This window comes from Variovorax paradoxus (assembly GCA_016806145.1).
Taxonomy (GTDB): domain Bacteria; phylum Pseudomonadota; class Gammaproteobacteria; order Burkholderiales; family Burkholderiaceae_C; genus Variovorax.
On sequence record CP063166.1, the window covers coordinates 883,227 to 909,113 of the forward strand.

The 25,887-nt window shown below is 66.4% G+C and carries 21 protein-coding genes and 5 tRNA genes; 22 read left to right on the forward strand and 4 right to left on the reverse strand.

Annotated elements, in window-relative coordinates:
• The first annotated feature begins 2 nt into the window (after positions 1-2).
• The 21 genes from trpC (at position 3) to INQ48_04205 (ending at position 21,755) form a co-directional block, all read left to right on the forward strand.
• Entirely contained in the window at positions 3-803 is an 801-nt protein-coding gene (gene trpC, locus INQ48_04105) for an indole-3-glycerol phosphate synthase TrpC (protein QRF58453.1), read from the forward strand.
• Entirely contained in the window at positions 800-1,507 is a 708-nt protein-coding gene (locus INQ48_04110; GenBank protein QRF58454.1) for a uracil-DNA glycosylase, read from the forward strand. The genes trpC and INQ48_04110 overlap by 4 nt, the downstream gene beginning before the upstream one ends.
• 110 nt (positions 1,508-1,617) lie before the next feature.
• Positions 1,618-1,703 (forward strand) — tRNA-Tyr (locus tag INQ48_04115).
• A gap of 65 nt (positions 1,704-1,768) precedes the next feature.
• Positions 1,769-1,842 (forward strand) — tRNA-Gly (locus tag INQ48_04120).
• A 30-nt stretch (positions 1,843-1,872) separates the two neighbouring features.
• Positions 1,873-1,947 (forward strand) — tRNA-Thr (locus INQ48_04125).
• 77 nt (positions 1,948-2,024) lie between these two features.
• On the forward strand, positions 2,025-3,218 hold the full coding sequence (gene tuf / locus INQ48_04130) for an elongation factor Tu (GenBank protein ID QRF58455.1): 1,194 nt from the start codon (positions 2,025-2,027) through the stop codon (positions 3,216-3,218).
• 18 nt (positions 3,219-3,236) lie between these two features.
• Positions 3,237-3,312, forward strand: a tRNA-Trp gene (locus tag INQ48_04135).
• Between the two features lie 135 nt (positions 3,313-3,447).
• A complete protein-coding gene (gene secE, locus INQ48_04140) occupies positions 3,448-3,831 on the forward strand; it encodes a preprotein translocase subunit SecE (protein QRF58456.1) in 384 nt (127 codons plus the stop codon).
• Positions 3,832-3,837: 6 nt separating this feature from the next.
• Positions 3,838-4,440: a transcription termination/antitermination protein NusG gene (gene nusG / locus INQ48_04145; GenBank protein ID QRF58457.1), complete on the forward strand. Its 603-nt coding sequence runs from the start codon at positions 3,838-3,840 to the stop codon at positions 4,438-4,440.
• 137 nt (positions 4,441-4,577) lie between these two features.
• Positions 4,578-5,009, forward strand: a complete 432-nt coding sequence (rplK, locus tag INQ48_04150) for a 50S ribosomal protein L11 (protein QRF58458.1) — start codon at positions 4,578-4,580, stop codon at positions 5,007-5,009.
• On the forward strand, positions 5,010-5,708 hold the full coding sequence (gene rplA, locus INQ48_04155) for a 50S ribosomal protein L1 (GenBank protein ID QRF58459.1): 699 nt from the start codon (positions 5,010-5,012) through the stop codon (positions 5,706-5,708). It abuts the gene before it with no gap.
• Between the two features lie 298 nt (positions 5,709-6,006).
• Positions 6,007-6,543 (forward strand): 50S ribosomal protein L10, encoded by a 537-nt coding sequence (gene rplJ, locus INQ48_04160; GenBank protein ID QRF58460.1) that lies wholly within the window; start codon positions 6,007-6,009, stop codon positions 6,541-6,543.
• A gap of 50 nt (positions 6,544-6,593) precedes the next feature.
• Positions 6,594-6,968: a 50S ribosomal protein L7/L12 gene (gene rplL, locus INQ48_04165; GenBank protein QRF58461.1), complete on the forward strand. Its 375-nt coding sequence runs from the start codon at positions 6,594-6,596 to the stop codon at positions 6,966-6,968.
• A 345-nt stretch (positions 6,969-7,313) separates the two neighbouring features.
• Positions 7,314-11,438 (forward strand): DNA-directed RNA polymerase subunit beta, encoded by a 4,125-nt coding sequence (rpoB, locus tag INQ48_04170; protein ID QRF58462.1) that lies wholly within the window; start codon positions 7,314-7,316, stop codon positions 11,436-11,438.
• A gap of 19 nt (positions 11,439-11,457) precedes the next feature.
• Positions 11,458-15,687: a DNA-directed RNA polymerase subunit beta' gene (gene rpoC / locus INQ48_04175; protein QRF58463.1), complete on the forward strand. Its 4,230-nt coding sequence runs from the start codon at positions 11,458-11,460 to the stop codon at positions 15,685-15,687.
• 136 nt (positions 15,688-15,823) lie between these two features.
• A complete protein-coding gene (locus INQ48_04180; GenBank protein ID QRF58464.1) occupies positions 15,824-16,444 on the forward strand; it encodes a lema family protein in 621 nt (206 codons plus the stop codon).
• Between the two features lie 120 nt (positions 16,445-16,564).
• Positions 16,565-17,890 (forward strand): 16S rRNA (cytosine(967)-C(5))-methyltransferase RsmB, encoded by a 1,326-nt coding sequence (gene rsmB / locus INQ48_04185; protein ID QRF60602.1) that lies wholly within the window; start codon positions 16,565-16,567, stop codon positions 17,888-17,890.
• The gene (locus tag INQ48_04190) at positions 17,811-18,509 is read left to right on the forward strand and encodes a DUF4390 domain-containing protein (protein ID QRF58465.1); all 699 of its coding nucleotides are present in this window, start codon (positions 17,811-17,813) and stop codon (positions 18,507-18,509) included. Before rsmB ends, INQ48_04190 begins: the two co-directional genes overlap by 80 nt.
• A complete protein-coding gene (locus INQ48_04195) occupies positions 18,506-20,821 on the forward strand; it encodes a HAMP domain-containing protein (GenBank protein QRF58466.1) in 2,316 nt (771 codons plus the stop codon). The genes INQ48_04190 and INQ48_04195 overlap by 4 nt, the downstream gene beginning before the upstream one ends.
• Before the next feature lie 72 nt (positions 20,822-20,893).
• Entirely contained in the window at positions 20,894-21,595 is a 702-nt protein-coding gene (locus tag INQ48_04200; protein ID QRF58467.1) for a response regulator, read from the forward strand.
• An 84-nt stretch (positions 21,596-21,679) separates the two neighbouring features.
• Positions 21,680-21,755: transfer RNA gene (locus INQ48_04205), tRNA-Phe, on the forward strand.
• 71 nt (positions 21,756-21,826) lie between these two features.
• Here the strand turns inward: INQ48_04205 and INQ48_04210 are convergent.
• Positions 21,827-22,117 carry a hypothetical protein gene (locus INQ48_04210; GenBank protein ID QRF58468.1) on the reverse strand — a complete coding sequence of 97 codons (291 nt, stop codon included), beginning with the start codon at positions 22,115-22,117 and terminating at the stop codon, positions 21,827-21,829.
• 259 nt (positions 22,118-22,376) lie between these two features.
• Between INQ48_04210 and chrA the strand changes: the two genes are divergently transcribed.
• A complete protein-coding gene (gene chrA / locus INQ48_04215; protein QRF58469.1) occupies positions 22,377-23,621 on the forward strand; it encodes a chromate efflux transporter in 1,245 nt (414 codons plus the stop codon).
• 1 nt (position 23,622) lies between these two features.
• Here the strand turns inward: chrA and INQ48_04220 are convergent, their stop codons facing one another.
• The 3 genes from INQ48_04220 to INQ48_04230 form a co-directional block, all read right to left on the reverse strand.
• Complete coding sequence (locus tag INQ48_04220) at positions 23,623-24,051, reverse strand: DUF1810 domain-containing protein (GenBank protein ID QRF58470.1); 429 nt, start codon at positions 24,049-24,051, stop codon at positions 23,623-23,625.
• 91 nt (positions 24,052-24,142) lie between these two features.
• On the reverse strand, positions 24,143-25,123 hold the full coding sequence (locus INQ48_04225; protein ID QRF58471.1) for an alpha/beta hydrolase: 981 nt from the start codon (positions 25,121-25,123) through the stop codon (positions 24,143-24,145).
• A gap of 132 nt (positions 25,124-25,255) precedes the next feature.
• Positions 25,256-25,732: a MarR family transcriptional regulator gene (locus tag INQ48_04230; protein QRF58472.1), complete on the reverse strand. Its 477-nt coding sequence runs from the start codon at positions 25,730-25,732 to the stop codon at positions 25,256-25,258.
• Positions 25,733-25,887: the final 155 nt, after the last annotated feature.

The following is a 25,887-nucleotide window of genomic DNA, read 5'->3' on the forward strand; positions in this document are numbered from 1 at the left end:
CCATGTCCGACATCCTCGACAAGATCGTTGCCGTCAAGCACCAGGAAGTGGCCGCCGCGAAACGGCGCAGCCCGCTGGAGGCGGTTCGCTTCGATGCCGAAAGCCGCGTGCTGACGCGCGATTTCGAAGGCGCGCTGCGCGCCAAGATCGCGGCCGGCCACGCCGCCGTGATCGCCGAAGTCAAGAAGGCCAGCCCGAGCAAGGGCGTGCTGCGCGCCGATTTCATTCCGGCCGACATCGCGCAGAGCTATGCCGAAGGCGACGGGAAGATCAGCGCGGCCTGCCTCTCGGTGCTGACCGACAAGCAGTTCTTCCAGGGCGGCATCGACTACCTGAAGCAGGCGCGCGCCTCGTGCGAGCTGCCGGTGCTGCGCAAGGACTTCATCGTCGACGCCTACCAGGTGTACGAGTCGCGCGCGATCGGCGCCGATGCGATCCTGCTGATCGCGGCCTGCCTCGACGATGCGCAGATGAAGGACTTCGAGGCCATCGCGCACGGCCTGGGCATGGCGGTGCTGGTCGAGGTGCACGATGCGGCCGAGCTCGAGCGCGCGCTGCGGCTCAAGACCCCTTTGGTGGGCGTCAACAACCGCAACCTGCGCAATTTCGAGGTCTCGATCCAGGCCACCATCGACCTGCTGCCGGGCCTGCCGAAGGAGCGCCTCGCGGTGACCGAGTCGGGCATCGCCACGCGCGAGGACGTCGCCACGCTGCGCGCCGCGGGCGTCCATGCCTTCCTGGTCGGCGAGGCCTTCATGCGCGCCGAGGAACCTGGCGAGGCCCTCGCGGCGTTGTTCGAATGAGCGCCGCGGATCAGCTGTCGAGCAGCGATCCTGCAGACTGGCCGGTGGCGCCTGGTTGGCAGCCGCTGGTCGACGGCTTCTTCGGCGGTGCCGTGGGGCAGAAGCTGCAGGCCTTCCTGCGCGAGCGCCTCGATGCGGGCACGGTGATCTTCCCGCCGCAGCCGCTGCGCGCGCTGGCGCTCACGCCGCCCGAGGACGTGCGTGTCGTGATCCTGGGCCAGGACCCGTACCACGGGCGCGGGCAGGCCGAGGGACTGGCCTTCTCGGTGGCGCCCGGCGTGGCGCTGCCGCCCTCGCTGCGCAACATCTTCAAGGAGCTCCAGCGCGACCTCGGCACGCCGCCGCCGCCGTTCCCGAACCCGGGCGGCAGCCTGGTGAAGTGGGCGACGCACGGCGTGCTGCTGCTCAACACCTGCCTCACGGTCGAGGAAGCCCAGCCGGCCAGCCATTCGGGCCGCGGTTGGGAGGTGCTCACGGACGCGGTGATCCGCCATGTTTCCGACGGTCCCAAGCCTGTTGTTTTCATGCTATGGGGCTCGCACGCCCAGAGTAAGCGTGCGTTGATCGACGTTGGCCGCCATAAGGTGCTGATGTCGAATCATCCGTCGCCGCTCTCGGCGTTGCGCCCGCCCGTGCCGTTCATCGGATGCGGTCATTTCAGCGAAGCGCGTGCCTGGCGCGAGGAGCACCAGAAGGGGGCCTGAAAATTCGCGGATAATCGCCCGCAGTTCATTCCTCGAACGGTTTCCTTCGCTCCTTTTGGTGCTCGGGTTTCTGCATAGTCACAAAACCGTGCTATATTTCGAGGTTCGCCGGAGAGGTGGCCGAGTGGTTAATGGCAGCAGACTGTAAATCTGCCCTCTAACGAGTACGCTGGTTCGAATCCAGCCCTCTCCACCAGCGATGAATTTGGTTTCTAAGAGCGATTGGATCTAGCGCTTTGGGTGCCTTGAAGTGCCCCCGATGCGGGAGTAGTTCAATGGTAGAACCCCAGCCTTCCAAGCTGATGACGCGGGTTCGATTCCCGTCTCCCGCTCCAGAGACCGAGTTTGATGCAGGTTAGGCAAAAGCCCTTTTGGCTCAGTGGTAGAGCACTCCCTTGGTAAGGGAGAGGTCGCGGGTCCGATTCCCGCAAAGGGCACCAGTTTTTCCCAGGGGTTGCAAGAGCAGCGTTGCGACCTTATCTGCGTACGTTGATATCGTTTTTTTCGGAGTCGAAAAATGGCAAAAGGTAAATTCACCCGCACGAAGCCGCACGTGAACGTGGGCACGATCGGTCACGTTGACCATGGCAAGACGACGCTGACGGCCGCGATCGCGACGGTGCTGTCGTCGAAGTTCGGCGGCGAAGCGAAGGCCTACGACCAGATCGACGCTGCGCCCGAAGAAAAGGCCCGCGGCATCACGATCAACACCGCGCACGTCGAGTACGAAACGGCCAACCGCCACTACGCGCACGTCGACTGCCCCGGCCACGCCGACTACGTGAAGAACATGATCACCGGCGCCGCCCAGATGGACGGCGCGATCCTGGTGTGCTCGGCCGCCGACGGCCCGATGCCCCAGACGCGTGAACACATCCTGCTGGCTCGCCAGGTGGGCGTGGGCTACATCATCGTGTTCCTGAACAAGTGCGACATGGTCGACGACAAGGAACTGCTCGAGCTGGTCGAAATGGAAGTTCGCGAACTCCTCGACAAGTACGAATTCCCCGGCGACGACACCCCGATCATCCACGGCTCGGCGAAGCTGGCCCTGGAAGGCGACAAGGGCGAGCTCGGCGAAGGCGCGATCATGAAGCTGGCCGAAGCCCTGGACACGTACATCCCGACGCCCGAGCGCGCCGTGGACGGCACGTTCCTGATGCCCGTGGAAGACGTGTTCTCGATCTCGGGTCGCGGCACCGTGGTGACCGGCGCCGTCGAGCGCGGCGTGATCAAGGTCGGTGAAGAAATCGAAATCGTGGGCATCCGCCCGACGGTCAAGACCACCTGCACCGGCGTGGAAATGTTCCGCAAGCTGCTGGACCAAGGTCAAGCCGGCGACAACGTGGGCGTGCTGCTGCGCGGCACGAAGCGCGAAGAAGTCGAGCGCGGCCAGGTGCTGTGCAAGCCCGGTTCGATCAAGCCGCACACGCACTTCACCGCCGAGGTGTACGTGCTGTCGAAGGACGAAGGCGGCCGTCACACGCCGTTCTTCAACAACTATCGCCCGCAGTTCTACTTCCGCACGACGGACGTGACCGGCGCGATCGAGCTGCCGAAGGACAAGGAAATGGTCATGCCTGGCGACAACGTCAGCATCACCGTGAAGCTGATCAACCCGATCGCGATGGAAGAAGGCCTGCGCTTCGCCATCCGCGAAGGCGGCCGTACCGTGGGTTCGGGCGTCGTGGCCAAGATCCTCGACATCTAAGTCGGGCAAGAGTAACGGAGGGGTATAGCTCAATTGGCAGAGCGTCGGTCTCCAAAACCGAAGGTTGTAGGTTCGATTCCTACTGCCCCTGCCACCTAGGGTGGCCTCCGAAAACGACCCGCCGGCCTCCGGCGGGAAGGCAAAAAAGCCCGTCGAGACCCGACGGGCTTCGCCGTCTCAACGCGGCGACGTGAATTGAGGCCGAGAGGCCGCAGGAAATCAGCCGAACATGGCCACTTCTCAAATCGAAACCGTGAGCACCGGTGCCGACAAGGCCAAGCTGGCCGTGGCAGCACTGCTGGCAGTGGGCGCCATCGTGGCGTTCTATCTGCTGTCGCGCCAGGGCTCGCTGGTTCAGTGGGCCGCGCTGCTCGTGGGCCTGGCCGCCGCCGTGGCGACCTTCGGCAGTTCCGAGAACGGCCGCCAGCTCTGGGCTTTCGGCCGCGATTCGTGGCGCGAGGTCAAGAAGGTCGTCTGGCCGACCCGCAAGGAAGCGATGCAGATGACGGCTTATGTGTTCGCCTTCGTGGCGATCATGTCCGTCTTCCTCTGGCTCACCGACAAAACGCTCGAATGGGTGTTTTTTGACCTCATTCTGGGCTGGAAAAAGTAAGAACCAATGACCGACGACGCTGTTGAAACCACGCCGCCGGAGGAAAACGCCTCCGTCCTTGCGCCCGCTGCCAATCCCGATCTGCGTTGGTACGTGGTGCATGCCTATTCGGGCATGGAGAAGGCCGTCGAGCGGAACATCACCGAGCGCATCAACCGCGCCGGCATGCAGGACAAGTTCGGCCGCATCCTGGTCCCGACCGAGGAAGTGGTCGAGATCAAGAATGGCCAGAAGCGCACCACCGAGCGTCGCTTCTTCCCGGGCTACGTGCTGGTCGAGATGATCATGGACGACGAGAGCTGGCACCTGGTGAAGCACACCAACAAGGTGACGGGCTTCGTGGGCGGCGCCAAGAACCGTCCGGCCCCGATCTCGCAGAAAGAGGTCGAGGACATCGTCAGCCAGATGCAGCAGGGCACCGAGAAGCCGCGCCACAAGGTCGAGTTCACCGTGGGCGAACTCGTGCGCGTCAAGGAAGGCCCGTTCACCGACTTCAACGGCTCGGTCGAGGAAGTCAACTACGAGAAGAGCAAGGTGCGCGTCTCGGTCATGATCTTCGGCCGCGCCACCCCGGTGGAACTCGAATTCAGCCAGGTCGAGAAGACCTGACGCCCGCCCGGTCTTCGGATCGGGCCCTATTCCGGCAGCGCGCTATCCGACTCGGCGCGCGGCCTTGATCGAAGAGTCGTTCACCCCGGGGAGCCCAGGCCACAGGCCTCGGCGATATCACCCGCAAGGAGCAAAGCATGGCGAAAAAAATCGTCGGCTTCATCAAGCTGCAAGTGCCAGCTGGTAAGGCCAACCCGTCCCCGCCGATCGGTCCCGCACTCGGTCAGCGCGGTCTGAACATCATGGAATTCTGCAAGGCGTTCAACGCCCAGACGCAGAGCTACGAGCCGGGTCTGGCGCTGCCGGTGGTCATCACCGCCTTCGCCGACAAGAGCTTCACCTTCATCATCAAGTCGCCGCCCGCTGGCGTCCTGATCAAGAAGGCCATCAAGCTCGACAAGGGCTCCGCGCGCCCGCACACCGACAAGGTCGGCAAGATCACGCGCGCTCAGCTCGAAGAGATCGCAAAGACCAAGATGAAGGACCTGACCGCTGCCGACATGGACGCCGCGGTTCGCACCATCGCTGGTACGGCCCGTTCCATGGGCGTGAATGTGGAGGGCGTGTAAATGGCCAAGATCACCAAGAAGCAGAAGTCGCTCGAAGGCAAGGTCGACAGCACCAAGCTGTACCCGCTGACTGACGCGATCACCATCGTCAAGGAAGCCGCCACCGCCAAGTTCGACGAATCGATCGACGTGGCCGTGCAGCTCGGCATCGACGCGAAGAAGTCGGACCAGGTCGTGCGTGGCGCCGTCGTGCTGCCCAACGGCACCGGCAAGACCAAGCGCGTGGCCGTGTTCGCCCAGGGCGCCAAGGCTGAAGAGGCCAAGGCCGCCGGCGCCGACATCGTCGGCATGGACGACCTGGCTGCCATGGTCAAGGCGGGCGACATGCCCTTCGACGTCGTGATCGCCGCTCCCGACGCGATGCGCGTGGTCGGTACGCTCGGCCAGATCCTCGGCCCGCGCGGCCTGATGCCGAACCCGAAGGTCGGCACCGTGACGCCCGACGTCGCGACCGCCGTGAAGAACGCCAAGGCTGGCCAGGTGCAGTTCCGCGTCGACAAGGCCGGCATCGTGCACGGCACGATCGGCCGTCGTTCGTTCGACAGCGACAAGCTGCAAGGCAACCTCGCCGCGCTGATCGATGCCCTGGTCAAGGCCAAGCCGGCCTCGAGCAAGGGTGTCTACCTGCGCAAGGTCGCCGTGTCGTCGACGATGGGCGTGGGTGTCCGCGTGGACACGCAGACCATCGCCGCTGCCTGATCCCGGGCAGGAGCGAAGGCAAGAGTAGATTGGCCCGGCCCGGTTCCGCAAGGAACGGGGCAGGGCGAATGTGGTGGGTCGCGGCGGCTTCGGTTGCCGCGGGCCATCCAAGACCGCTGGTGTGCAGGTCGCCTGCACTTAATCACCCGGCCCCCGCCGGGCAGCCAGCGCAGATGGCGATCCCGCTGCAAGGAATTCGAGTTTTCTGACGAATGGGTTCCAAAACAGTTGGTCGCTGCATGAGGCGCGGTCCGAGGTTCATGAAACAACCGAAGACCGCATTGAAAAGGAGTAGACCTTGAGTCTGAATCGCAGTGAGAAAGAAGCGGTCATCGTTGAAGTGACCAGCCTCGCCGCAAAAGCTCAAACGCTCGTGATGGCGGAATACCGTGGCATCACGGTGGCCGACATGACCAAACTGCGCAGCGAAGCTCGCAGCAAGGGTGTGAGCCTGAGTGTTCTGAAGAACACCCTGGCCCGCCGTGCTGTGGCTGGCAGCGCGTTTGAGATCGTCGGCGACCAGATGACCGGTCCGCTGATCTATGGCTTCTCCGAAGACGCTGTGGCCGCCGCGAAGGTGGTGGCCGATTTCGCGAAAACCAACGACAAGCTGGTGATTCGCGGCGGCGCATTCGGTGGCAAGGCCCTGGACGTCGACGGCGTGAAGCAACTGGCCAACATCCCTTCCAAGGAAGTGCTGCTGGCGCAACTGCTGGGCTTGATGCAATCGCCGATCTCTCGTACCGCCCGCGTGCTCGCGGCGCTGGCCGAGAAGCGCGGTGGTGGCGAAGCTGCACCCGCCGACGAAGCACCGGCAGAAGCGCAGGCGGCTTGATAGCCAAGCCTTGCGTTTGAAAAATTCAACCCAATTGTTAGGAAACCAAAATGGCATTCGATAAAGACGCATTTCTGACCGCGCTGGACAGCATGACGGTCCTCGAACTCAACGACCTGGTCAAGGCCATCGAAGAGAAGTTCGGCGTGAGCGCCGCTGCGATGTCGGCTCCGGCCCAAGGTGGTGGCGCAGCCGCTGCCGTGGTCGAAGAGAAGACCGAATTCAACGTCGTGCTGGCCGATGTCGGCGCGAACAAGGTGTCGGTCATCAAGGCCGTGCGCGAAATCACCGGCCTGGGCCTCAAGGAAGCCAAGGACCTGGTGGAAGCCGCTCCCAAGGCCGTCAAGGAAGGCCTGTCGAAGGCTGACGCCGACGCTGCCAAGAAGAAGCTGGAAGAAGCCGGCGCCAAGGTGGAACTGAAGTAATTCAGACCCCCTCGAGGGCTGGAGGTGCCTGAAAAAGGCCCTCCAGCCTTTGCCGCTTTCAGAGCGCACTCAAAAGTCGGCTTGATGCCGGCTTTCCCGGAGGCCCGAAGGACTCCGGAAAAGCCTCACCGAGGCTTTCCCGGAGACCAAGAGGTCCAGGGAAATGCCAAATCAAGACGTTTTTTGAGTGTCTTCTGACCCCGACTGCAGAAGACCCCTTGGTTCGGGCGATGTGCAACGCATCGCTGTCCGCCAACGGCTGGTAGTGGCCAGCCGCCAAGCAGTGGTGCCGTTCGTCCCGGCATTGCTGACAAGTCGCTGAAGATCTCAAGCACCGGAGCTCTCATGGCCCAATCGTCCGCGTACAGTTACACCGAACGCAAGCGCATCCGAAAAAGTTTCGGCAGCCGCGACAGCGTCGTCGAAATTCCCTACCTGCTGCAGATGCAGAAGGACGCCTACACGGCGTTCCTGCAAGCGGGCATCGCTCCCCAGAAACGCACCGTCGAAGGCCTGCAGGCCGCGTTCGACGCCGCCTTCCCGATCGTCTCGCACAATGGTTTCGTCGAGATGAAGTTCCTCGAGTACAACCTGGCGAAGCCGGCGTTCGATGTGCGCGAGTGCCAGACCCGTGGTCTGACCTTCGCCTCGGCGGTGCGCGCCAAGGTCCAGCTCATCATCTATGACCGCGAGTCGTCGACCTCGCAGTCGAAGGTGGTCAAGGAAGTGAAGGAGCAAGAGGTCTACATGGGCGAAGTGCCGCTCATGACCGAGAAGGGCTCGTTCATCATCAACGGCACGGAACGCGTGATCGTTTCGCAGCTGCACCGTTCGCCGGGCGTGTTCTTCGAACACGACAAGGGCAAGACGCACAGCTCGGGCAAGCTGCTGTTCTCGGCCCGCGTGATTCCCTACCGCGGCTCGTGGCTCGACTTCGAGTTCGACCCGAAGGACATGCTGTACTTCCGCGTCGACCGTCGCCGCAAGATGCCGGTCACGATCCTGCTGAAGGCCATCGGCCTGAACCCGGAATCGATCCTGGCGAACTTCTTCGTCAACGACAACTTCCGCCTGATGGACAGCGGCGCGCAGATGGAGTTCGTCTCCGAGCGCCTGCGCGGCGAAGTCGCGCGCTTCGACATCACCGACAAGTCGGGCAAGGTCGTGGTCGCCAAGGACAAGCGGGTCACCGCGCGCCACACGCGCGAACTCGAGCAGTCGGGCACCACGCACATCAGCGTGCCGGAAGACTTCCTGATCGGCCGCGTGATCGCACGCAACATCGTCGATGCCGACTCGGGCGAGATCCTGTCGAAGGCCAACGACGAGCTGACCGAAGCGCTGCTGAAGAAGCTGCGCGGCGCCGGCGTGCAGGACATCCAGGTCATCTACACCAACGAACTCGACCAGGGCGCGTACATCTCGCAGACCCTGCGCATCGACGAAACGGTGGACGAGTTCGCCGCGCGCGTGGCGATCTACCGCATGATGCGCCCCGGCGAGCCGCCGACGGAAGACGCGGTGCAGGCCCTGTTCCAGCGCCTGTTCTACAACCCGGACACGTACGACCTGTCGCGCGTCGGCCGCATGAAGTTCAACGCCAAGGTCGGCCGCGACGAATCGACCGGCCCGATGGTGCTGACCAACGAGGACATCCTGGCCGTCGTCAAGATCCTCGTCGACCTGCGCAACGGCAACGGCGAAGTCGACGACATCGACCACCTCGGCAACCGCCGCGTGCGTTGCGTCGGCGAACTGGCCGAGAACCAGTACCGCACCGGCCTGGCCCGTATCGAGAAGGCCGTGAAGGAACGTCTGGGTCAGGCGGAGCAAGAGCCGCTGATGCCGCACGACCTGATCAACAGCAAGCCGATCTCGGCCGCGCTGAAGGAATTCTTCGGCGCCTCGCAGCTGTCGCAGTTCATGGACCAGACGAACCCGCTGTCCGAAATCACCCACAAGCGCCGCGTGTCGGCCCTTGGCCCGGGCGGTCTGACGCGTGAACGTGCCGGCTTCGAAGTGCGCGACGTGCACGTGACCCACTACGGTCGCGTGTGCCCGATCGAAACGCCCGAAGGCCCGAACATCGGCCTGATCAACTCGCTGGCCCTGTACGCCCGCCTGAACGAATACGGCTTCATCGAGACGCCGTATCGCCGCGTGGTCGACAGCAAGGTCACGAACGAGATCGACTACCTGTCGGCCATCGAGGAAGGCAAGTACGTCATCGCCCAGGCCAACGCGGCCCTGGACAAGGACGGCGTGCTGACCGGCGACCTGGTCTCGGCGCGTGAAGCCGGCGAATCGATCCTGGTCGGTGCCGAGCGCATCCAGTACATGGACGTGTCGCCCGCGCAGATCGTGTCGGTGGCCGCCTCGCTGGTGCCGTTCCTCGAGCACGACGACGCGAACCGCGCGCTGATGGGCGCCAACATGCAGCGTCAGGCCGTGCCCGTGCTGCGCCCCGAGAAGCCGATGGTCGGCACCGGCATCGAGCGCGTCTCCGCGGTCGACTCCGGCACCGTGGTCACGGCCACCCGCGGCGGTATCGTCGACTACGTCGACGCGACCCGTGTCGTGGTGCGCGTGAACGACGACGAGGCCGCGGCCGGCGAAGTCGGCGTGGACATCTACAACCTGATCAAGTATCAGCGTTCGAACCAGAACACCAACATCCACCAGCGTCCGATCGTCAAGCGCGGCGACAAGATCGCCAAGGGCGACGTGGTGGCCGACGGTGCATCGACCGACCTCGGCGAACTGGCCCTGGGCCAGAACATGCTGATCGCGTTCATGCCCTGGAACGGCTACAACTTCGAAGATTCGATCCTGATCTCCGAACGCATCGTGGCCGACGACCGCTACACCTCGATCCACATCGAGGAACTGGTGGTGATGGCCCGCGACACCAAGCTCGGTGCCGAGGAAATCACGCGCGACATCCCGAACCTGGCCGAACAGCAGCTCAACCGCCTCGACGAGTCCGGCATCATCTACGTGGGTGCCGAAGTCATGCCCGGCGACACGCTGGTGGGCAAGGTCACGCCGAAGGGCGAGACCACGCTGACGCCGGAAGAGAAGCTGCTGCGCGCCATCTTCGGCGAGAAGGCTTCGGACGTGAAGGACACCTCGCTGCGCGTGGACCAGGGCTCGCAAGGCACCGTGATCGACGTGCAGGTGTTCACCCGCGAAGGCATCCAGCGCGACAAGCGCGCCCAGCAGATCATCGACGACGAGCTCAAGCGCTTCCGTCTCGACCTGAACGACCAGCTTCGCATCGTCGAGGCCGACGCGTTCGACCGGATCGAGAAGCTGCTGATCGGCAAGGCCGCCAACGGCGGCCCGAACAAGCTCGCCAAGGGCACCAAGCTCGACAAGGCCTACCTGTCGTCGGTCGAGAAGTTCCACTGGTTCGACATCCGTCCGGCCGACGAGGAAGTGGCCTCGCAGCTCGAATCGATCAAGAACTCGCTCGAGCAGACGCGCCACAGCTTCGACCTCGCGTTCGAAGAAAAGCGCAAGAAGCTCACGCAGGGCGACGAGCTGCCCGCGGGCGTGCTCAAGATGGTCAAGGTCTACCTGGCCGTCAAGCGCCGCCTGCAACCCGGCGACAAGATGGCCGGCCGCCACGGCAACAAGGGTGTGGTGTCGAAGATCGTTCCGATCGAGGACATGCCGCACATGGCCGACGGCACGCCGTGCGACATCTGCCTGAACCCGCTGGGCGTGCCCTCGCGGATGAACGTGGGGCAGGTGCTCGAGGTGCATCTGGGCTGGGCCGGCAAGGGCATCGGCCAGCGCATCGGCGACCTGCTGCAGCAGGAGGCCAAGGCGGCCGAGCTGCGCAAGTTCATGGAGCAGCTGTACAACGGCTCGGGCCGCGAAGAGAACATCGCCTCGCTGAGCGACGGCGAAGTGCTCGAGATGGCGGCGAACCTGCAGAACGGCGCGACCTTCGCGACGCCCGTGTTCGACGGTGCCTCGGAAGAGGAAATCCGCGGCATGCTGAAGCTGGCCTACCCGGACGACATCGCGAAGGCCAAGGGCCTGACCGACACGCGCACGCAGGCCTACCTGTTCGACGGCCGCACCGGCGACCAGTTCGAGCGTCCCGTCACCGTCGGCTACATGCACTTCCTGAAGCTGCATCACCTGGTGGACGACAAGATGCACGCCCGCTCGACCGGCCCGTACTCGCTGGTCACGCAACAGCCGCTGGGCGGCAAGGCGCAATTCGGCGGCCAGCGTTTCGGGGAAATGGAAGTGTGGGCGCTCGAAGCGTACGGCGCTGCCTACGTCCTGCAGGAAATGCTGACCGTGAAGTCCGACGACGTGCAGGGCCGTACCAAGGTCTACGAAAGCATCGTCAAGGGCGAGCATTCGATCGAAGCCGGCATGCCGGAATCGTTCAACGTGCTGGTCAAGGAAATCCGTTCGCTGGGTCTCGACATCGAGCTCGAGCGTTCGTAAACGAAGGGGATAGAGTCTTATGAAATCGCTACTCGACCTGTTCAAGCAGTTCACCCCGGATGAGCATTTCGATGCCATCAAGATCGGCATGGCTTCGCCCGAAAAGATCCGCTCGTGGTCTTTCGGCGAGGTGAAGAAGCCCGAGACGATCAACTACCGCACGTTCAAGCCCGAACGCGACGGCCTGTTCTGCGCCAAGATCTTCGGCCCGATCAAGGACTACGAGTGCCTGTGCGGCAAGTACAAGCGCCTCAAGCACCGCGGCGTGATCTGCGAGAAGTGCGGCGTCGAAGTCACGCAGACCAAGGTCCGCCGCGAGCGCATGGGTCACATCGACCTGGCCGCTCCCTGCGCGCACATCTGGTTCCTGAAGTCGCTGCCGTCGCGCCTGGGCCTCGTGCTCGACATGACGCTGCGCGACATCGAACGCGTGCTGTACTTCGAAGCCTACGTGGTGACCGACCCCGGCATGACCCCGCTGAAGAAGTTCAGCATCATGTCCGAGGACGACTACGACACGAAGCGCAAGGAATACGGTGACGAGTTCATCGCCAAGATGGGCGCCGAAGGCATCAAGGACCTGCTGGAGGGCATCGAGCTCGACAGCGAGATCGAGAAGCTGCGCGGCGACCTGACCGGTTCCGAAGTCAAGGTCAAGAAGAACTCCAAGCGCCTGAAGGTGCTCGAGGCCTTCCGCAAGTCGGGCATCAAGCCCAACTGGATGGTGCTCGACGTGCTGCCCGTGCTGCCGCCGGACCTGCGTCCGCTGGTGCCGCTGGACGGCGGCCGCTTCGCGACCTCCGACCTGAACGACCTGTACCGCCGCGTCATCAACCGCAACTCGCGTCTGCGCCGCCTGCTGGAGCTCAAGGCTCCGGAAATCATCGCGCGCAACGAGAAGCGGATGCTGCAGGAAGCCGTCGACTCGCTGCTCGACAACGGCCGCCGCGGCAAGGCCATGACGGGCGCCAACAAGCGCGCGCTCAAGTCGCTGGCCGACATGATCAAGGGCAAGAGCGGTCGCTTCCGCCAGAACCTGCTGGGCAAGCGCGTCGACTACTCGGGCCGTTCGGTCATCGTGGTGGGCCCGACGCTCAAGCTGCACCAGTGCGGCCTGCCGAAGCTGATGGCGCTCGAGCTGTTCAAGCCCTTCATCTTCTCGCGCCTCGAAGCCATGGGCATCGCGACCACGATCAAGGCTGCCAAGAAGGAAGTCGAATCGGGCACGCCGGTGGTCTGGGACATCCTGGAAGAGGTCATCAAGGAGCACCCGGTCATGCTGAACCGCGCTCCGACGCTGCACCGTCTGGGCATCCAGGCCTTCGAGCCGATCCTGATCGAAGGCAAGGCGATCCAGCTGCACCCGCTGGTCTGCGCGGCCTTCAACGCCGACTTCGACGGCGACCAGATGGCCGTCCACGTGCCGCTGTCGGTGGAAGCGCAGATGGAAGCCCGCACGCTGATGCTGGCCTCCAACAACGTGCTGTTCCCGGCTTCGGGCGAACCGTCGATCGTTCCCTCGCAGGACGTGGTGCTGGGTCTGTACTACACGACCCGCGACCGCATCAACGGCAAGGGCGAAGGCCTGATGTTCTCGGACATCGGTGAAGTGCAGCGCGCGCTCGACGCCAACGTGGTCGAGCTGACCGCGAAGGTCGCCGTGCGCATCACGGAGTACACCAAGAACAAGGAAAGCGGCGAATTCGAGCCGTCGACCTCGCTCGTGGACACCACCGTGGGCCGTGCCCTGCTGTCCGAGATCCTGCCCAAGGGCCTGCCGTTCTCGAACATCAACAAGGCGCTGAAGAAGAAGGAAATCTCCAAGCTCATCAACGTGAGCTTCCGCAAGTGCGGCCTGAAGGAGACCGTGGTCTTCGCCGACAAGCTGCTGCAGAACGGTTTCCGTCTCGCGACCAAGGCCGGCATCTCGATCGCCATCGACGACATGCTGGTGCCGGCCGAGAAGCACGGCATCATCGACCGCTCGGCCAAGGAAGTGAAGGAGATCGAACAGCAGTACGTCTCCGGTCTCGTGACCTCCGGCGAGCGCTACAACAAGGTGGTGGACATCTGGGGCAAGGCCGGCGACGAAGTGTCGAAGGTGATGATGGCCAAGCTGTCGAAGCAGAAGGTCGTCGATCGCCACGGCAAGGAAGTCGAGCAGGAGTCCTTCAACTCGATCTACATGATGGCCGACTCGGGCGCCCGCGGTTCCGCGGCCCAGATCCGCCAGGTGGCCGGCATGCGTGGCCTGATGGCCAAGCCCGACGGCTCGATCATCGAGACGCCCATCACCGCGAACTTCCGCGAAGGCCTGAACGTGCTGGAGTACTTCATCTCCACCCACGGTGCCCGCAAGGGTCTGGCCGACACGGCGCTGAAGACGGCGAACTCGGGTTACCTGACCCGTCGTCTGGTCGACGTGACGCAGGATCTGGTGGTGATCGAGCAGGACTGCGGCACGCACGACGGCGCGCTGATGCGCGCGATCGTGGAGGGCGGCGAAGTCATCGAATCGCTGCGCGACCGTATCCTCGGCCGCAGCGTGGCCGAGGACGTGCTGCACCCCGAGACGCGTGCCGTGCTGGTCAAGGCCGGCGACATGCTCGACGAGGACACGATCGATGCCATCGAAGCCGACGGCGTGGACGAAGTCAAGGTCCGCACCGCGCTGACCTGCGCCACGCGCTTCGGCATCTGCGCCAAGTGCTACGGCCGCGACCTCGGCCGCGGCGGCCTGGTGAACAACGGCGAAGCGGTCGGCGTGATCGCGGCGCAGTCGATCGGCGAACCGGGCACGCAGCTCACGATGCGTACCTTCCACATCGGTGGTGCGGCTTCGCGCGCGGCTGTCGCTTCGAGCGTCGAGGCCAAGTCCAACGGCGTGATCGGCTTCAATGCCACGATGCGCTACGTGACCAACAGCAAGAACGAGCTGGTGGTGATCGCACGTTCGGGCGAGATCGTCATCCATGACGAGCACGGCCGCGAGCGCGAACGCCACAAGGTGCCGTACGGCGCGACGCTGACGGTCAAGGCCGACCAGCAGATCAAGGCCGGCCACGTGCTCGCCAACTGGGACCCGCTGACGCGCCCGATCATCACGGAATTCGCCGGCAAGACCCAGTTCGAGAACGTCGAGGAAGGCCTCACGGTCGCCAAGCAGGTGGACGAAGTGACCGGTCTGTCGACCCTGGTCGTGATCGACCCGAAGCGCCGCGGCGCCGCCAAGGTCGTGCGTCCGCAGGTCAAGCTGATCGACGCCTCGGGCGCCGAGGTGAAGATCCCCGGCACCGACCACTCGGTGACGATCGGCTTCCCGATCGGCGCGCTGATCCAGGTGCGCGACGGCCAGGACGTGGGCCCCGGCGAAGTGCTGGCGCGTATTCCGGTCGAAGGCCAGAAGACCCGCGACATCACCGGCGGTCTGCCGCGCGTGGCCGAGCTGTTCGAAGCCCGTTCGCCGAAGGACAAGGGCATGCTGGCCGAGATGACCGGCACCGTTTCGTTCGGCAAGGAAACGAAGGGCAAGATCCGCCTGCAGATCACCGACCCGGAAGGCAAGGTCTGGGAAGAACTCGTGCCGAAGGAAAAGAACATCCTGGTGCACGAAGGCCAGGTGGTGAACAAGGGCGAAAGCGTGGTCGACGGTCCGGCGGACCCGCAGGACATCCTGCGCCTGCTGGGTTCGGAAGAACTCGCGCGCTACATCGTGGACGAGGTGCAGGACGTGTACCGCCTGCAGGGCGTGAAGATCAACGACAAGCACATCGAGGTGATCGTTCGCCAGATGCTGCGTCGCGTCGTGGTCGACAACGTCGGCGACACCAACTACATCTCGGGTGAACAGGTCGAACGCAGCGAAATGCTCAACACCAACGACGCCCTGCGCGCCGAAGGCAAGATCCCCGCGACGTACACCAACCTGCTGCTCGGTATCACGAAGGCCTCGCTGTCGACGGACTCGTTCATCTCCGCCGCTTCGTTCCAGGAAACGACGCGCGTGCTGACCGAAGCCGCGATCATGGGCAAGCGCGACGAGCTGCGTGGCCTGAAGGAAAACGTCATCGTCGGCCGCCTGATCCCCGCGGGCACCGGCATGGCGTACCACCAGGCACGCAAGGCCAAGGACGAGATGGACGAGGCCGAGCGCCGCGCCATCGCCGAGTCCGAAGCCGCCGAGCTCGCCGGTTCGTCCAGCGATGCCACCACCACGGTCGACGCCAGCGAAGGCGCCGCGACCGAATAACTGGTTAGCATCGCCCGGCCATGACCGGTCGTGAACGCCTCCCGGCCCTGGCGGTCGGGAGGCGTTTTTCATGGGGGCGGCGGTTTTCCGCCGGCCCTTTCCGTCTTCCTTTTCAGCCTTTCATGGAGTGCCGTCGATGAGCGTGTTGCCCGATTCGCTGGCTGGCTGGATCGTCGTGGCCGTGCTGCTGTTCTGGTTCGTCGGCGCCTACAACCGGCTGGTGCGCCTGCGCGCGGCGGTCCTGCAGGCCTATGCCACGCTGGACGCCGCGCTGGCGCGCCAGCTCGACTTCGTGCAGGCCAGCCTGAGCGCGCCGTCGGTGGCCGAGGAATCGACCGAGCCCGCGGTGGGCGCCTCCTCGCTGCAGGCCGCGACCACGCAGATGGCGACCTTGCTCGGCGCGACCCGCCAGCGCCCGCTCGAGGCCGGCAGCATGTCGGCGCTCGCGACCGCGCTGCAGGTGCTGCTGACCGCCTGGCAGCGCCGGCATCCCGATGCGGTGACTGCCTTCCATCCCGACGGCACGCTGTCGCGTCCCGCGGGGCAGGCCGCGACGGCGAACGCGCTGGTGCCGGTCACGGCCACCGGCGCGATCGCGGCCGAGCCCATGGCCTGGCCCGAGCCCTCGGCCGCCGCCGAGATCGCGCGCACCCAGTTCAACCTCGCGGTCGCCAGCTACAACGCGGCGATCGCGCAGTTTCCGGCGCTGCTGGTGGCATGGGCCGTGCGTCTGAGGCCCGCGGCGCCGCTGCACTGACTGAACTTCGGCCGCCAATTCCATTCATGACATTGCCCGGGTGGCGGACATCCGGGCCCTTTAACATCGCCCGCATTGCCTGCTCTTCCATCTGACCCCTCGCACGGCGGCAACCCGCCGCTGCAACCGCCGCTCTGGCGCCAACTGCAATTGACCGCGGGGGCGCTGGCGTCGATCCGCGCCGGCACCTCGGGCTCGGTCGCCTTCGAGGCCGTCGAACCGGCGCTGCGCCCCGGCGTCCAGGCGCTGGGCTTCCAGGTGCTGCGCTGGCTGGGCCGCGCCGAGGCCCTGCGCCGCCACCTCGCCAAGCGCACGCCGCCGCCGCTGCCCGATGCGCTGCTGTGCACCGCGCTCGCGCTGGCCTGGGATGCGGGGCAGTCGCCCTACGAGCCCTTCACGCTGGTCGACCAGACCGTGGAGGCCGCCAAGCGCAACCCCGCCACGCGCGCGCAGGCCAGCTTCATCAACGCCTGCCTGCGGCGCTTCCTGCGCGAGCGCGACGAGCTCGTGGCGGCGACCGATGCCGAACCGGTGGCGCACTGGAACCATCCGCGCTGGTGGATCGAGAAGCTCAAGCGCGACCATCCGCGCGACTGGCAGCGCGTGCTGCAGGCCGACAACTCCCAGGCGCCGATGACCTTGCGCGTGAACCTGCGCAAGACCGCCGCCGGCCCTTACCGCAACGAACTTGCGGCACTCGACATGCCTGCCACGCCGGTCGCTCTCGGCGGGCTGCAGCTCGCGCGCGCGCGGCCGGTGCAGCAGCTGCCCGGCTTTGCCGACGGCGCCTGCTCGGTGCAGGACGCCGCGGCCCAGCTGGCCGCGCCGCTGCTGCTCGACGGGCTCGCGGCGCCGTCGGGCCGGCGGCTGCGCGTGCTCGACGCCTGCGCCGCGCCCGGCGGCAAGACCGCCCACCTGCTCGAGTTCGCGGGTCCCGATGCGCTCGAACTGACCGCGCTCGAGGTCGACGCCGTGCGCAGCCGCCGCATCGACGAGACCCTGGCCCGCCTCGACCTGCGGGCCAAGGTGGTGGTGGCCGACGCGGCCCGGCCCGCCGACTGGTGGGACCGCACGCCTTTCGACGCCATCCTGCTCGACGCCCCCTGCACCGCCTCGGGCATCGTGCGCCGCCATCCCGACGTGCGCTGGCTGCGCCGCGAGAGCGACACCGCCCAGCTGGCGCTGCAGCAGGCCGCGCTGCTGGCGGCGCTCTGGCCCCTGGTCCGGCCCGGCGGACGGCTGCTTTACTGCACCTGTTCGGTGTTTCGGGAAGAGGGTTCGCAACAGATCGATGCGTTTCTTGCACACAACACCGACGCCCGATTGCTGCCATCGCCGGGGCATTTGCTGCCTCAAAGCGGGGCGAATGCCCGTGGCGTCCCGGACAATCCCCTGGGTGACCACGACGGCTTTTTCTACGCCCTGCTTGAAAAGCACCCGGGTTGAACCGCGCAAGCCCCGGTGGCTCGTGCTGCTGGCGCTGTTGGTCGTGCTGCTGCTGACGGTGCTGGCGCCGCCCGTGCTGGCCCAGTCGCGCAACGCCGCCGCCGTCACCCAGATGCGGCTCGAGCAATCCGACGATGCCGTCTACCTCAATGCCGCCGTGCAGTTCGAACTGCCCACGCTGGTCGAGGACGTGCTCGACAAGGGCATCGCGATCTATTTCGTGGCCGAGGCCGAGATGTTCCAGGAGCGCTGGTACTGGACCGACCGCAAGGTCGCGCAGGCCACGCGCCACATGCGGCTGGCCTACCAGCCGCTGACCCGCCGCTGGCGACTCAACGTCTCGCCGCTGCCGCTGTCGGGCTCGGCCAGCTTCAGCCTGTCGCTGAACCAGAACTTCGACAGCCTCGCCGACGCGCTCGAGGCCGTGCGGCGCGTGGGCCGGCTGCGCATGGGCGATCCGGCCGAGATCGGCGACGACCCGCTGCACCAGGTCACCTTCCGCTTCCGGCTCGACACCTCGCAGCTGCCGCGGCCGTTCCAGATCGGTGTGGCCGGCCAGGCCGACTGGAACATCTCCGCCGAGCGCAGCGCGCGCCTGGCGGTGGAGAAGCAGCGGTGAGTTCGAAGCCGCGCAGCGGTGCCGCGGCCACGCCCGCCGCGCGCCGCTCGCGCGCGATGCGCTGGGCCGTGGGTGTCGGCGCCGCGCTGGTCACCGCCATCGGCCTGGTGCTGATGTTCCTGCTGGCCCAGGCCACCAACAACCGCGAGCTCTACGAGCGCTACTACGTGCGCCTGTTCGGCATCAACGTCGTGGTGGCGGTGGTGCTGGTGCTGGTGATCGGCTGGGTCGCGTTCCGGCTGCTGCGCCGGCTGCGGCAGGGCAAGTTCGGCAGCCGGCTGCTGATCAAGCTCGCCGCCATCTTCGCGCTGGTGGGCGTGGTGCCGGGCGCGCTGGTCTACGTCGTGTCCTACCAGTTCGTCGAGCGCTCGATCGAGAGCTGGTTCGACGTCAAGGTCGAGGGCGCGCTGAACTCGGGCCTGAACCTCGGGCGCGCCACGCTCGATGCGCTGTCCGACGACCTCGCGGCCAAGACGCGCGCGGCCGGCGGCCAGCTCGCGCAGGTCTCCGATGCCAGCGCGGGCCTCGCGCTCGAACGCATCCGCGACCAGCTCGAGGCCACCGACGTGGTGCTGTGGACCAACGCGGGCCAGCTCATCGCCACCGCGGGCGCCTCGCGCTTCCAGCTCAATCCCGAGCGGCCCACGCCGCAGCAGCTGCGCCAGGTGCGCGCCGACCGCGCGATCGCCCACATCGAGGGACTCGACGAACCGCCGCCGGGCATCCTGCTGCCGCCGGCCACCGTGCGCGCGCTCGCGATGGTGCAGCGCCCGGGCTTCGACCTCGATGCCGCGCCGCGCTTCCTGCAGGTCACGCGGCCGCTGCCGCCCAACGTGGTGGCCAACGCGCTCGCGGTCGACAAGGCCAATCGCGAATACCAGGAGCGCGCGCTCGGGCGCGTGGGCCTGCGCCGCATGTACATCGGCACGCTCACGCTGAGCCTGTTCCTCGCGGTGTTCGGTGCCGTGCTGCTCGCGGTGCTGTTCGGCAACCAGCTCGCGCGGCCGCTGCTGGTGCTGGCCGACGGCGTGCGCCAGGTGGCCGCCGGCGACCTGCGGCCCACGGCCGTGTCGCAGGGCAAGGACGAGCTCGGCGGCCTCACGCGTTCGTTCGCCGTCATGACGCAGCAGCTGGCCGAGGCGCGCACCGCGGTCGAGAAGACCATGGGCCAGCTCGATGCCGCGCGCGCCAACCTGCAGACCATCCTCGACAACCTGACCTCGGGCGTGATCGTGCTCGATGCCGCCGGCACCGTGCTGTCGACCAACCCCGGCGCCACGCGCGTGCTGCGCGCGCCGCTGGCCGCCTACGAAGGCCAGCCGCTCACCGAGGTGCCGGGCCTGGCCGACTTCGGCGCCGCCGTGCAGCAGCAGTTCGAGGACTTCCTCGTCGAGCGCATGCAGCATGGCCTCGACCACTGGCAGCATGCCTTCGAGCTGCACGCCACCGGCACCGACCTGCCGCAGCAGGAGGGCGCCATCAACATCGTGGCGCGCGGTGCCGAGCTGCCCGGGGCCGCGCGGCTGCTGGTGTTCGACGACATCTCCGAGATCGTCTCGGCGCAGCGCGCGCAGGCCTGGGGCGAAGTCGCGCGGCGTCTCGCGCACGAGATCAAGAATCCGCTCACGCCGATCCAGCTCTCGGCCGAGCGGCTCGAGATGAAGCTCTCGGGCAAGGTCGCCGCGCCCGAGCAGGCGGTGCTGGTCAAGTCGGTGAAGACCATCGTCGACCAGGTCGATGCGATGAAGCGGCTGGTCAACGAATTCCGCGACTACGCGCGCCTGCCGGCGGCCGACCTCAAGCCCGTCGACCTCAATGCGCTGCTGGTCGACGTGCTCCATCTCTACAACGCCGAGGCCATGCCGATCGCGTTGCGCTTCGAGCCCGACGAGCGCTGCCGCCCGATCCGCGGCGACGCGCAGCAACTGCGCCAGGTCATCCACAACCTGCTGCAGAACGCGCAGGACGCCGCCGAGGCCGCGGCCGGTGCCACCGGTCGGCGCGGCGAGGTCGTCATCCGCACGCGGCTCGGCGATTCGGGACAGCGCGTGCGGCTCACCGTGCAGGACAGCGGACCGGGTTTCGCCGAGAACATCCTCAAGCGCGCGTTCGAGCCCTACGTCACGACGAAAACAAAAGGTACAGGTTTGGGGCTCGCGGTCGTGAAGAAGATCGCCGACGAGCACGGCGCGCGCATCGAGCTGTCCAACCGCGTCGTCGACGGGGCTATAGCGGGGGCGCAAGTCTCGCTATCATTCGCGCTGGCAGGCGAGCCGCAGGCAGCGGCCGCTCACACCGAAGATTCGAAGTAAATCTTCCGCCGCGCGGCGCGACCGAAAGAGGCCGTCGCACCAACACACCAGCGCACACAACAAGCAGCACTCATGGCAAACATTCTCGTGGTCGATGACGAGCTGGGCATCAGGGACCTGCTCTTCGAAATTCTCAATGACGAGGGCCACAACGTCGAACTCGCGGAGAACGCGGCCGAGGCACGTGCCGCGCGCCAGCGTGCGCGTCCCGACCTCGTGCTGCTCGACATCTGGATGCCCGACACCGATGGCGTGACCTTGCTCAAGGAGTGGTCCACCGCGGGCCTGCTCACGATGCCCGTCATCATGATGAGCGGCCACGCCACCATCGACACCGCCGTCGATGCCACGCGCATCGGTGCCTTCGCCTTCCTCGAGAAGCCCATCACCCTGCAGAAGTTGCTGAAGGCCGTCGAGCAGGGCCTCGCGCGCGAGAGCGCGCGCCGCGCCGCGGCCGGTGTCGTGCCCACGCCCACCGGCCATGGCCAGCCCAGCGCCATCACCACCACGGGCGACAGCCTGCTGATGGCGTCGCTCGCATCGGTGCCCGTGCCCGACCAGGGCCCGCAGTCCACCCAGAGCTTCGATCTCGACCGTCCGCTGCGCGATGCGCGCGACGGTTTCGAGAAGGCCTACTTCGAGTTCCACCTCGCGATGGAGAACGGTTCGATGACGCGCGTGGCCGAAAAGACCGGCCTCGAGCGCACCCATCTGTACCGAAAGCTCAAACAACTTGGTGTGGATCTTTCGCGAGGCCGCAGAAGCGCTGTATAATCGCAGGCTCCACACTGCAACACAGTGGTTGAACAGGCTCCAAAGCCGGTTTTCCCCCCAGTGAATCGGTGAGGTGCCATACCAGGCCCGGTAGCTCAGTTGGTAGAGCAGCGGATTGAAAATCCGCGTGTCGGTGGTTCGATTCCGCCCCAGGCCACCAAATTGCAAGGCGCTGCAACTTTCCGAGTTGCAGCGCCTTTTGCTTTGGGCGTTCGCCCGCGCGGGCCCCGCTCAGCGATAGGCGACCAGCAACAGAAGGATCAGCGTGATCCCCGCCGCGAGCATGCCGGCCTTGAGCAGCCTGCCGCCCAGCCCCTGCTGCGGCAGAAACTGCCGGTCGGCCAGCGAGCGCAGGTCGAGGGCATCGGGATCGAAGCGCGCCAGGCCGACGCGGCGCCGGGCCTCGGTCTCGAGCAGATGGGCCGTGCCCCTGGCGTGCAGTTCGCCCTCCAGCGCGCGCTTGCGCCAGACGCGTGCCTGCTCCTCGAGTTCTCGGTCCGACAGTCCCTCTACGTTTCGCATGCCTGGATTTTGCCTACGGAATCCGGTTGGCGCTGTCATGCGCGCTTTCACGCTCGCAACGACCAGCGAGCGCGGGCAGAAAAAAGAGCCCGCGCGAGGCGGGCTCAAGGGTCCGTACTCGCGTGGGACCAGGAGGAAGCCCACCCGAGGGAGGAGGAGAGGTGGGCGAAGCGAATTCTGGCGATCGATCTGGGAGACATCTTGTCGACGTGGGGCGGTCGAACTTTCATGCCGGTGACCGATACTGCCGCGCTCCGCCATGAACCCCTCGCAGCAACCCGCCCCCGACCTTCCCGCCGATGAGGGCCACGACACCGCCCGCGCACGCGGCTCGGTGCTCGAGGTCTTCCTCGCCTTCCTCCAGCTCGGCCTGACTTCCTTCGGCGGACCGGTGGCCCATCTCGGCTACTTCCGCGCGGCCTTCGTCGAGCGCCGCGGCTGGCTCGACGACAGGAGCTATTCGGACCTGGTGGCGCTGTGCCAATTCCTGCCCGGCCCCGCGAGCAGCCAGGTGGGCATCGCGCTGGGCCTGGGGCGCGCGGGCTGGGGCGGGGCGATCGCGGCGTGGATCGGGTTCACGCTTCCTTCGGCCGTGGCGCTCGTGCTGTTCGCGGCCGGCGTCGCGCAATGGTCCGCGCTCTCGCAGTCCGGCGCCGTGCATGGGCTCAAGGTGGTCGCGGTGGCCGTGGTCGCGCAAGCCGTCTGGGGCATGGCCAGGACCTTGTGTCCCGATCGCCTGCGCGCGGGCGTGGCCATCGTCGCGGCGCTGCTGGTGCTCGCGGTGCCTTCGGCATGGGGGCAGGTCGCGGCCATCGTCGCGGGCGGCGTGGTGGGACGATGGGCGCTGAAGCTGGTCCCTCTGCCCGCGGCCCGGCATCGCGACTACGGCGTGCGCAAGACGACCGGCGCCGCGTTGCTCGGCCTGTTCGCCGTGCTGCTCGTGGCATTGCCCCTGGAGGCGGCCGCATGGCGCTCGCCGGGGCTTGCCGTCGTCGCGGACTTCTACCGGGCCGGCGCCCTGGTGTTCGGCGGTGGCCACGTCGTGCTTCCGTTGCTGGAGGCCGGGGTGGTGCCGAGCGGACTGGTGTCGAACGATGTCTTCCTCGCGGGCTACGGCGCCGCGCAGGCGGTGCCCGGTCCCTTGTTCACCTTCGCCGCCTTCCTCGGCGCCGTCATGCCCGGCCCCTTCGGTGGCTGGCTCGGTGGATTGGCCTTGCTGCTCGCGATCTTCCTGCCCGCGTTCCTGCTGGTGGCGGGTGCGCTGCCGTTCTGGGAGACGCTGCGCCAGCGCGAGGGCGTGCAGCGCGCGATGGCCGGCGTCAACGCGGCCGTGGTCGGCGTGCTGGTGGCCGCGCTCTACGACCCGGTGTGGACCAGCGCCATCCACACGCGCGCCGATTTCGGATTGGCGCTCGCGGCCTTCGGGCTCTTGGTCTATGCGCGCATGTCGCCGGTGCTGGTGGTCGTGCTGGCGGCCGTCGCCGGCGGGCTGATGGCGCTCTGAATCAGGCGCCGATCAACGCAAGCGTTGCTTCGTCGCGCACCCCGCCGTAGTAGCGCGCGAGCACCTCGCCGAAGCCCGGCTCGCCGCGCGCGGCGACCTCGAACAGCGTCATGCACGAGCACAGCTTGAGATCGTCGGGCGAGCCGAAGATCTGGTGCGCGCTCTTGTCCTGCACGTCGAGCACGAGCTGCGTGCACTGCCTCAGTCGCTGCGAGAGCACCGGATGCGCCCAATAGGCCCGCGCCTCATCGATGCCCTCGAGCCCGAAGAAGCGCGCCGTCGAACTGCGGCCCAGCGCCGCGAGCTGCGGGAACACGAACCAGATCCAGTGGCTGCGCTTGCGCCCCGCGGCGAGTTCGGCGCAGACCTCGGCGTACACCGGGTCCTGCGCGTTCACGAAGCGTTCGAGGTCCCACGCGGTCGATGTCATCTCGCGCTCCTTGCGCCGGGATGCGGCGCGTGCATGTCCGCATCAGACGCAAGCCCGGCGCGCGCGTCAAGCCCGCGCGCCGGGGGGGCGCTCAGGACTTGATGAACGCGAGCAGGTCCGCGTTGAAACGGTCCTTGTGCGTATCGGTCAGGCCGTGCGGCGCGCCCGGGTAGACGATCAGCTTGTTGTTCTTCACGAGCCTGGCCGAGGCCAGGCCGGCGGCGCCGATCGGCACGATCTGGTCGTCGTCGCCGTGCACGATGAGCGTGGGCACGTCGAACTTCTTCAGGTCCTCGGTGAAGTCGGTTTCCGAGAAGGCCTTGATCGAGTCGTAGGTGTTCTTGTGGCCCCCTTGCATGCCCTGCGCCCACCACGAATCGATCAGGCCCTGCGAGGGCTTGGCACCGGGCCGGTTGAAGCCGAAGAAGGGACCCGAGGGCACGTCCTTGTAGAACTGCGAACGGTTCGCGAGCTGCGCCGCGCGCAGGCCGTCGAACACCTCGATCGGCAGGCCGCCGGGGTTGGCGGCCGTCTTGAGCATCAGCGGCGGCACCGCCGAGATCAGCGCGGCCTTGGCCACGCGCTTCGTGCCATGGCGGCCGATGTAGCGCGCGACTTCGCCGCCGCCGGTCGAGAAGCCGACCAGCACCACGTTCTTCAGGTCCAGCGTCTCGATGACGGTGGCGAGGTCGTCGGCATAGGTGTCCATGTCGTTGCCGTTCCACGGCTGGCTCGAGCGGCCATGGCCGCGGCGGTCGTGCGCCACGGCGCGGAAGCCCTGCGAGGCGAGGAACAGCATCTGCGATTCCCAGCTGTCGGAATTCAGCGGCCAGCCATGGCTGAAGACCACGGGCTGCCCGCTGCCCCAGTCCTTGAAATAGAGCTGCGTGCCGTCCTTGGTGACGATGGTGTTGCCCGAGCCGCGTTGGCCCTTGACGGCGCGCGCGGGCGCGGCCTCGGCGTTGCGCGCGAGGCCCGCGCCGACGAGGGCACCGGTCGCGAGCGTGGCGGCGCTGCCGGTCAGCAGGCTGCGGCGCGTGGTGGAGGAAGAGGTGGTCTGGTTCGAGGACATGGTGATTTCCTTTGACTGGAGGGGTGGGAACGGGTGGATGGGAGAACTAGCGCATGAATGAATATCGCATGCGATATAAATGCCTTGAAAAAAGGCAGCCGGCAACGACTGCCTCGCGAGGGAGTGGAGTGCTCATGCGTTCCTGTCGAGGCTGGCGCGCAGCGTCTGCAGTTGTTCGCGCAGGCCGTCGATCTCTTCGCCCGACAGCTCCATCGCCTGCGCGACGCAGGCCGGGATGGCCTTGGCCTTGGTGCGCAGCGCGCGCCCCTCGGCAGTGAGCGACACGATGACCTGCCGTTCGTCGAGCGCCGAACGTGCGCGCGCGATGAGGCCGCGGGCCTCGAGCCGCTTGAGCAGCGGCGTGAGCGTGGTGGTCTCGAGCGAGAGGCGGGTGCAGATCTCGGACACGTTGAGGCCGTCGCGCTCCCACAGCACCAGCATCACGAGGTACTGCAGGTAGGTGAGATCGAGATCGCGCAGCAGGCCGCGGTAGACCTTGTTGAGGCTCAACATGGTCGAGTAGACGGAGAAGCACAGCTGCTCGTCCAGCGTGAGCTTGTCGGCACTGGGGTCGACAGGTCGGGAGGAGGAGCTTCTCTTTGCTGGCATGGGCCGAATATTAGATCGCATGCGATTCAATTGCAAGCGCTTTATTCGACGAGGTGCGATGCGGTCCACGAACAGGCACGCGCGCCTGCGACGGCGCCGCGCGCCTTTCTCCTACGGCATCGCGCCGTCCGGCCGCTATCTTGGTGCTTCGCGGC

Coding starts and splice junctions, on each gene's coding strand:
- INQ48_04210 (QRF58468.1), bottom strand. CDS start 22,117: ATGCGAAACGTAGAGGGACTGTCGGACCGAGAACTCGAGGAGCAGGCA.
- INQ48_04230 (QRF58472.1), bottom strand. CDS start 25,732: ATGCCAGCAAAGAGAAGCTCCTCCTCCCGACCTGTCGACCCCAGTGCC.
- rplA (QRF58459.1), top strand. CDS start 5,010: ATGGCCAAGATCACCAAGAAGCAGAAGTCGCTCGAAGGCAAGGTCGAC.
- INQ48_04180 (QRF58464.1), top strand. CDS start 15,824: ATGAGCGTGTTGCCCGATTCGCTGGCTGGCTGGATCGTCGTGGCCGTG.
- INQ48_04220 (QRF58470.1), bottom strand. CDS start 24,051: ATGACATCGACCGCGTGGGACCTCGAACGCTTCGTGAACGCGCAGGAC.
- INQ48_04200 (QRF58467.1), top strand. CDS start 20,894: ATGGCAAACATTCTCGTGGTCGATGACGAGCTGGGCATCAGGGACCTG.
- trpC (QRF58453.1), top strand. CDS start 3: ATGTCCGACATCCTCGACAAGATCGTTGCCGTCAAGCACCAGGAAGTG.
- rpoC (QRF58463.1), top strand. CDS start 11,458: ATGAAATCGCTACTCGACCTGTTCAAGCAGTTCACCCCGGATGAGCAT.
- INQ48_04225 (QRF58471.1), bottom strand. CDS start 25,123: ATGTCCTCGAACCAGACCACCTCTTCCTCCACCACGCGCCGCAGCCTG.
- INQ48_04110 (QRF58454.1), top strand. CDS start 800: ATGAGCGCCGCGGATCAGCTGTCGAGCAGCGATCCTGCAGACTGGCCG.
- nusG (QRF58457.1), top strand. CDS start 3,838: ATGACCGACGACGCTGTTGAAACCACGCCGCCGGAGGAAAACGCCTCC.
- INQ48_04190 (QRF58465.1), top strand. CDS start 17,811: ATGCCCGTGGCGTCCCGGACAATCCCCTGGGTGACCACGACGGCTTTT.
- tuf (QRF58455.1), top strand. CDS start 2,025: ATGGCAAAAGGTAAATTCACCCGCACGAAGCCGCACGTGAACGTGGGC.
- chrA (QRF58469.1), top strand. CDS start 22,377: ATGAACCCCTCGCAGCAACCCGCCCCCGACCTTCCCGCCGATGAGGGC.
- rpoB (QRF58462.1), top strand. CDS start 7,314: ATGGCCCAATCGTCCGCGTACAGTTACACCGAACGCAAGCGCATCCGA.
- rplK (QRF58458.1), top strand. CDS start 4,578: ATGGCGAAAAAAATCGTCGGCTTCATCAAGCTGCAAGTGCCAGCTGGT.
- rplL (QRF58461.1), top strand. CDS start 6,594: ATGGCATTCGATAAAGACGCATTTCTGACCGCGCTGGACAGCATGACG.
- secE (QRF58456.1), top strand. CDS start 3,448: ATGGCCACTTCTCAAATCGAAACCGTGAGCACCGGTGCCGACAAGGCC.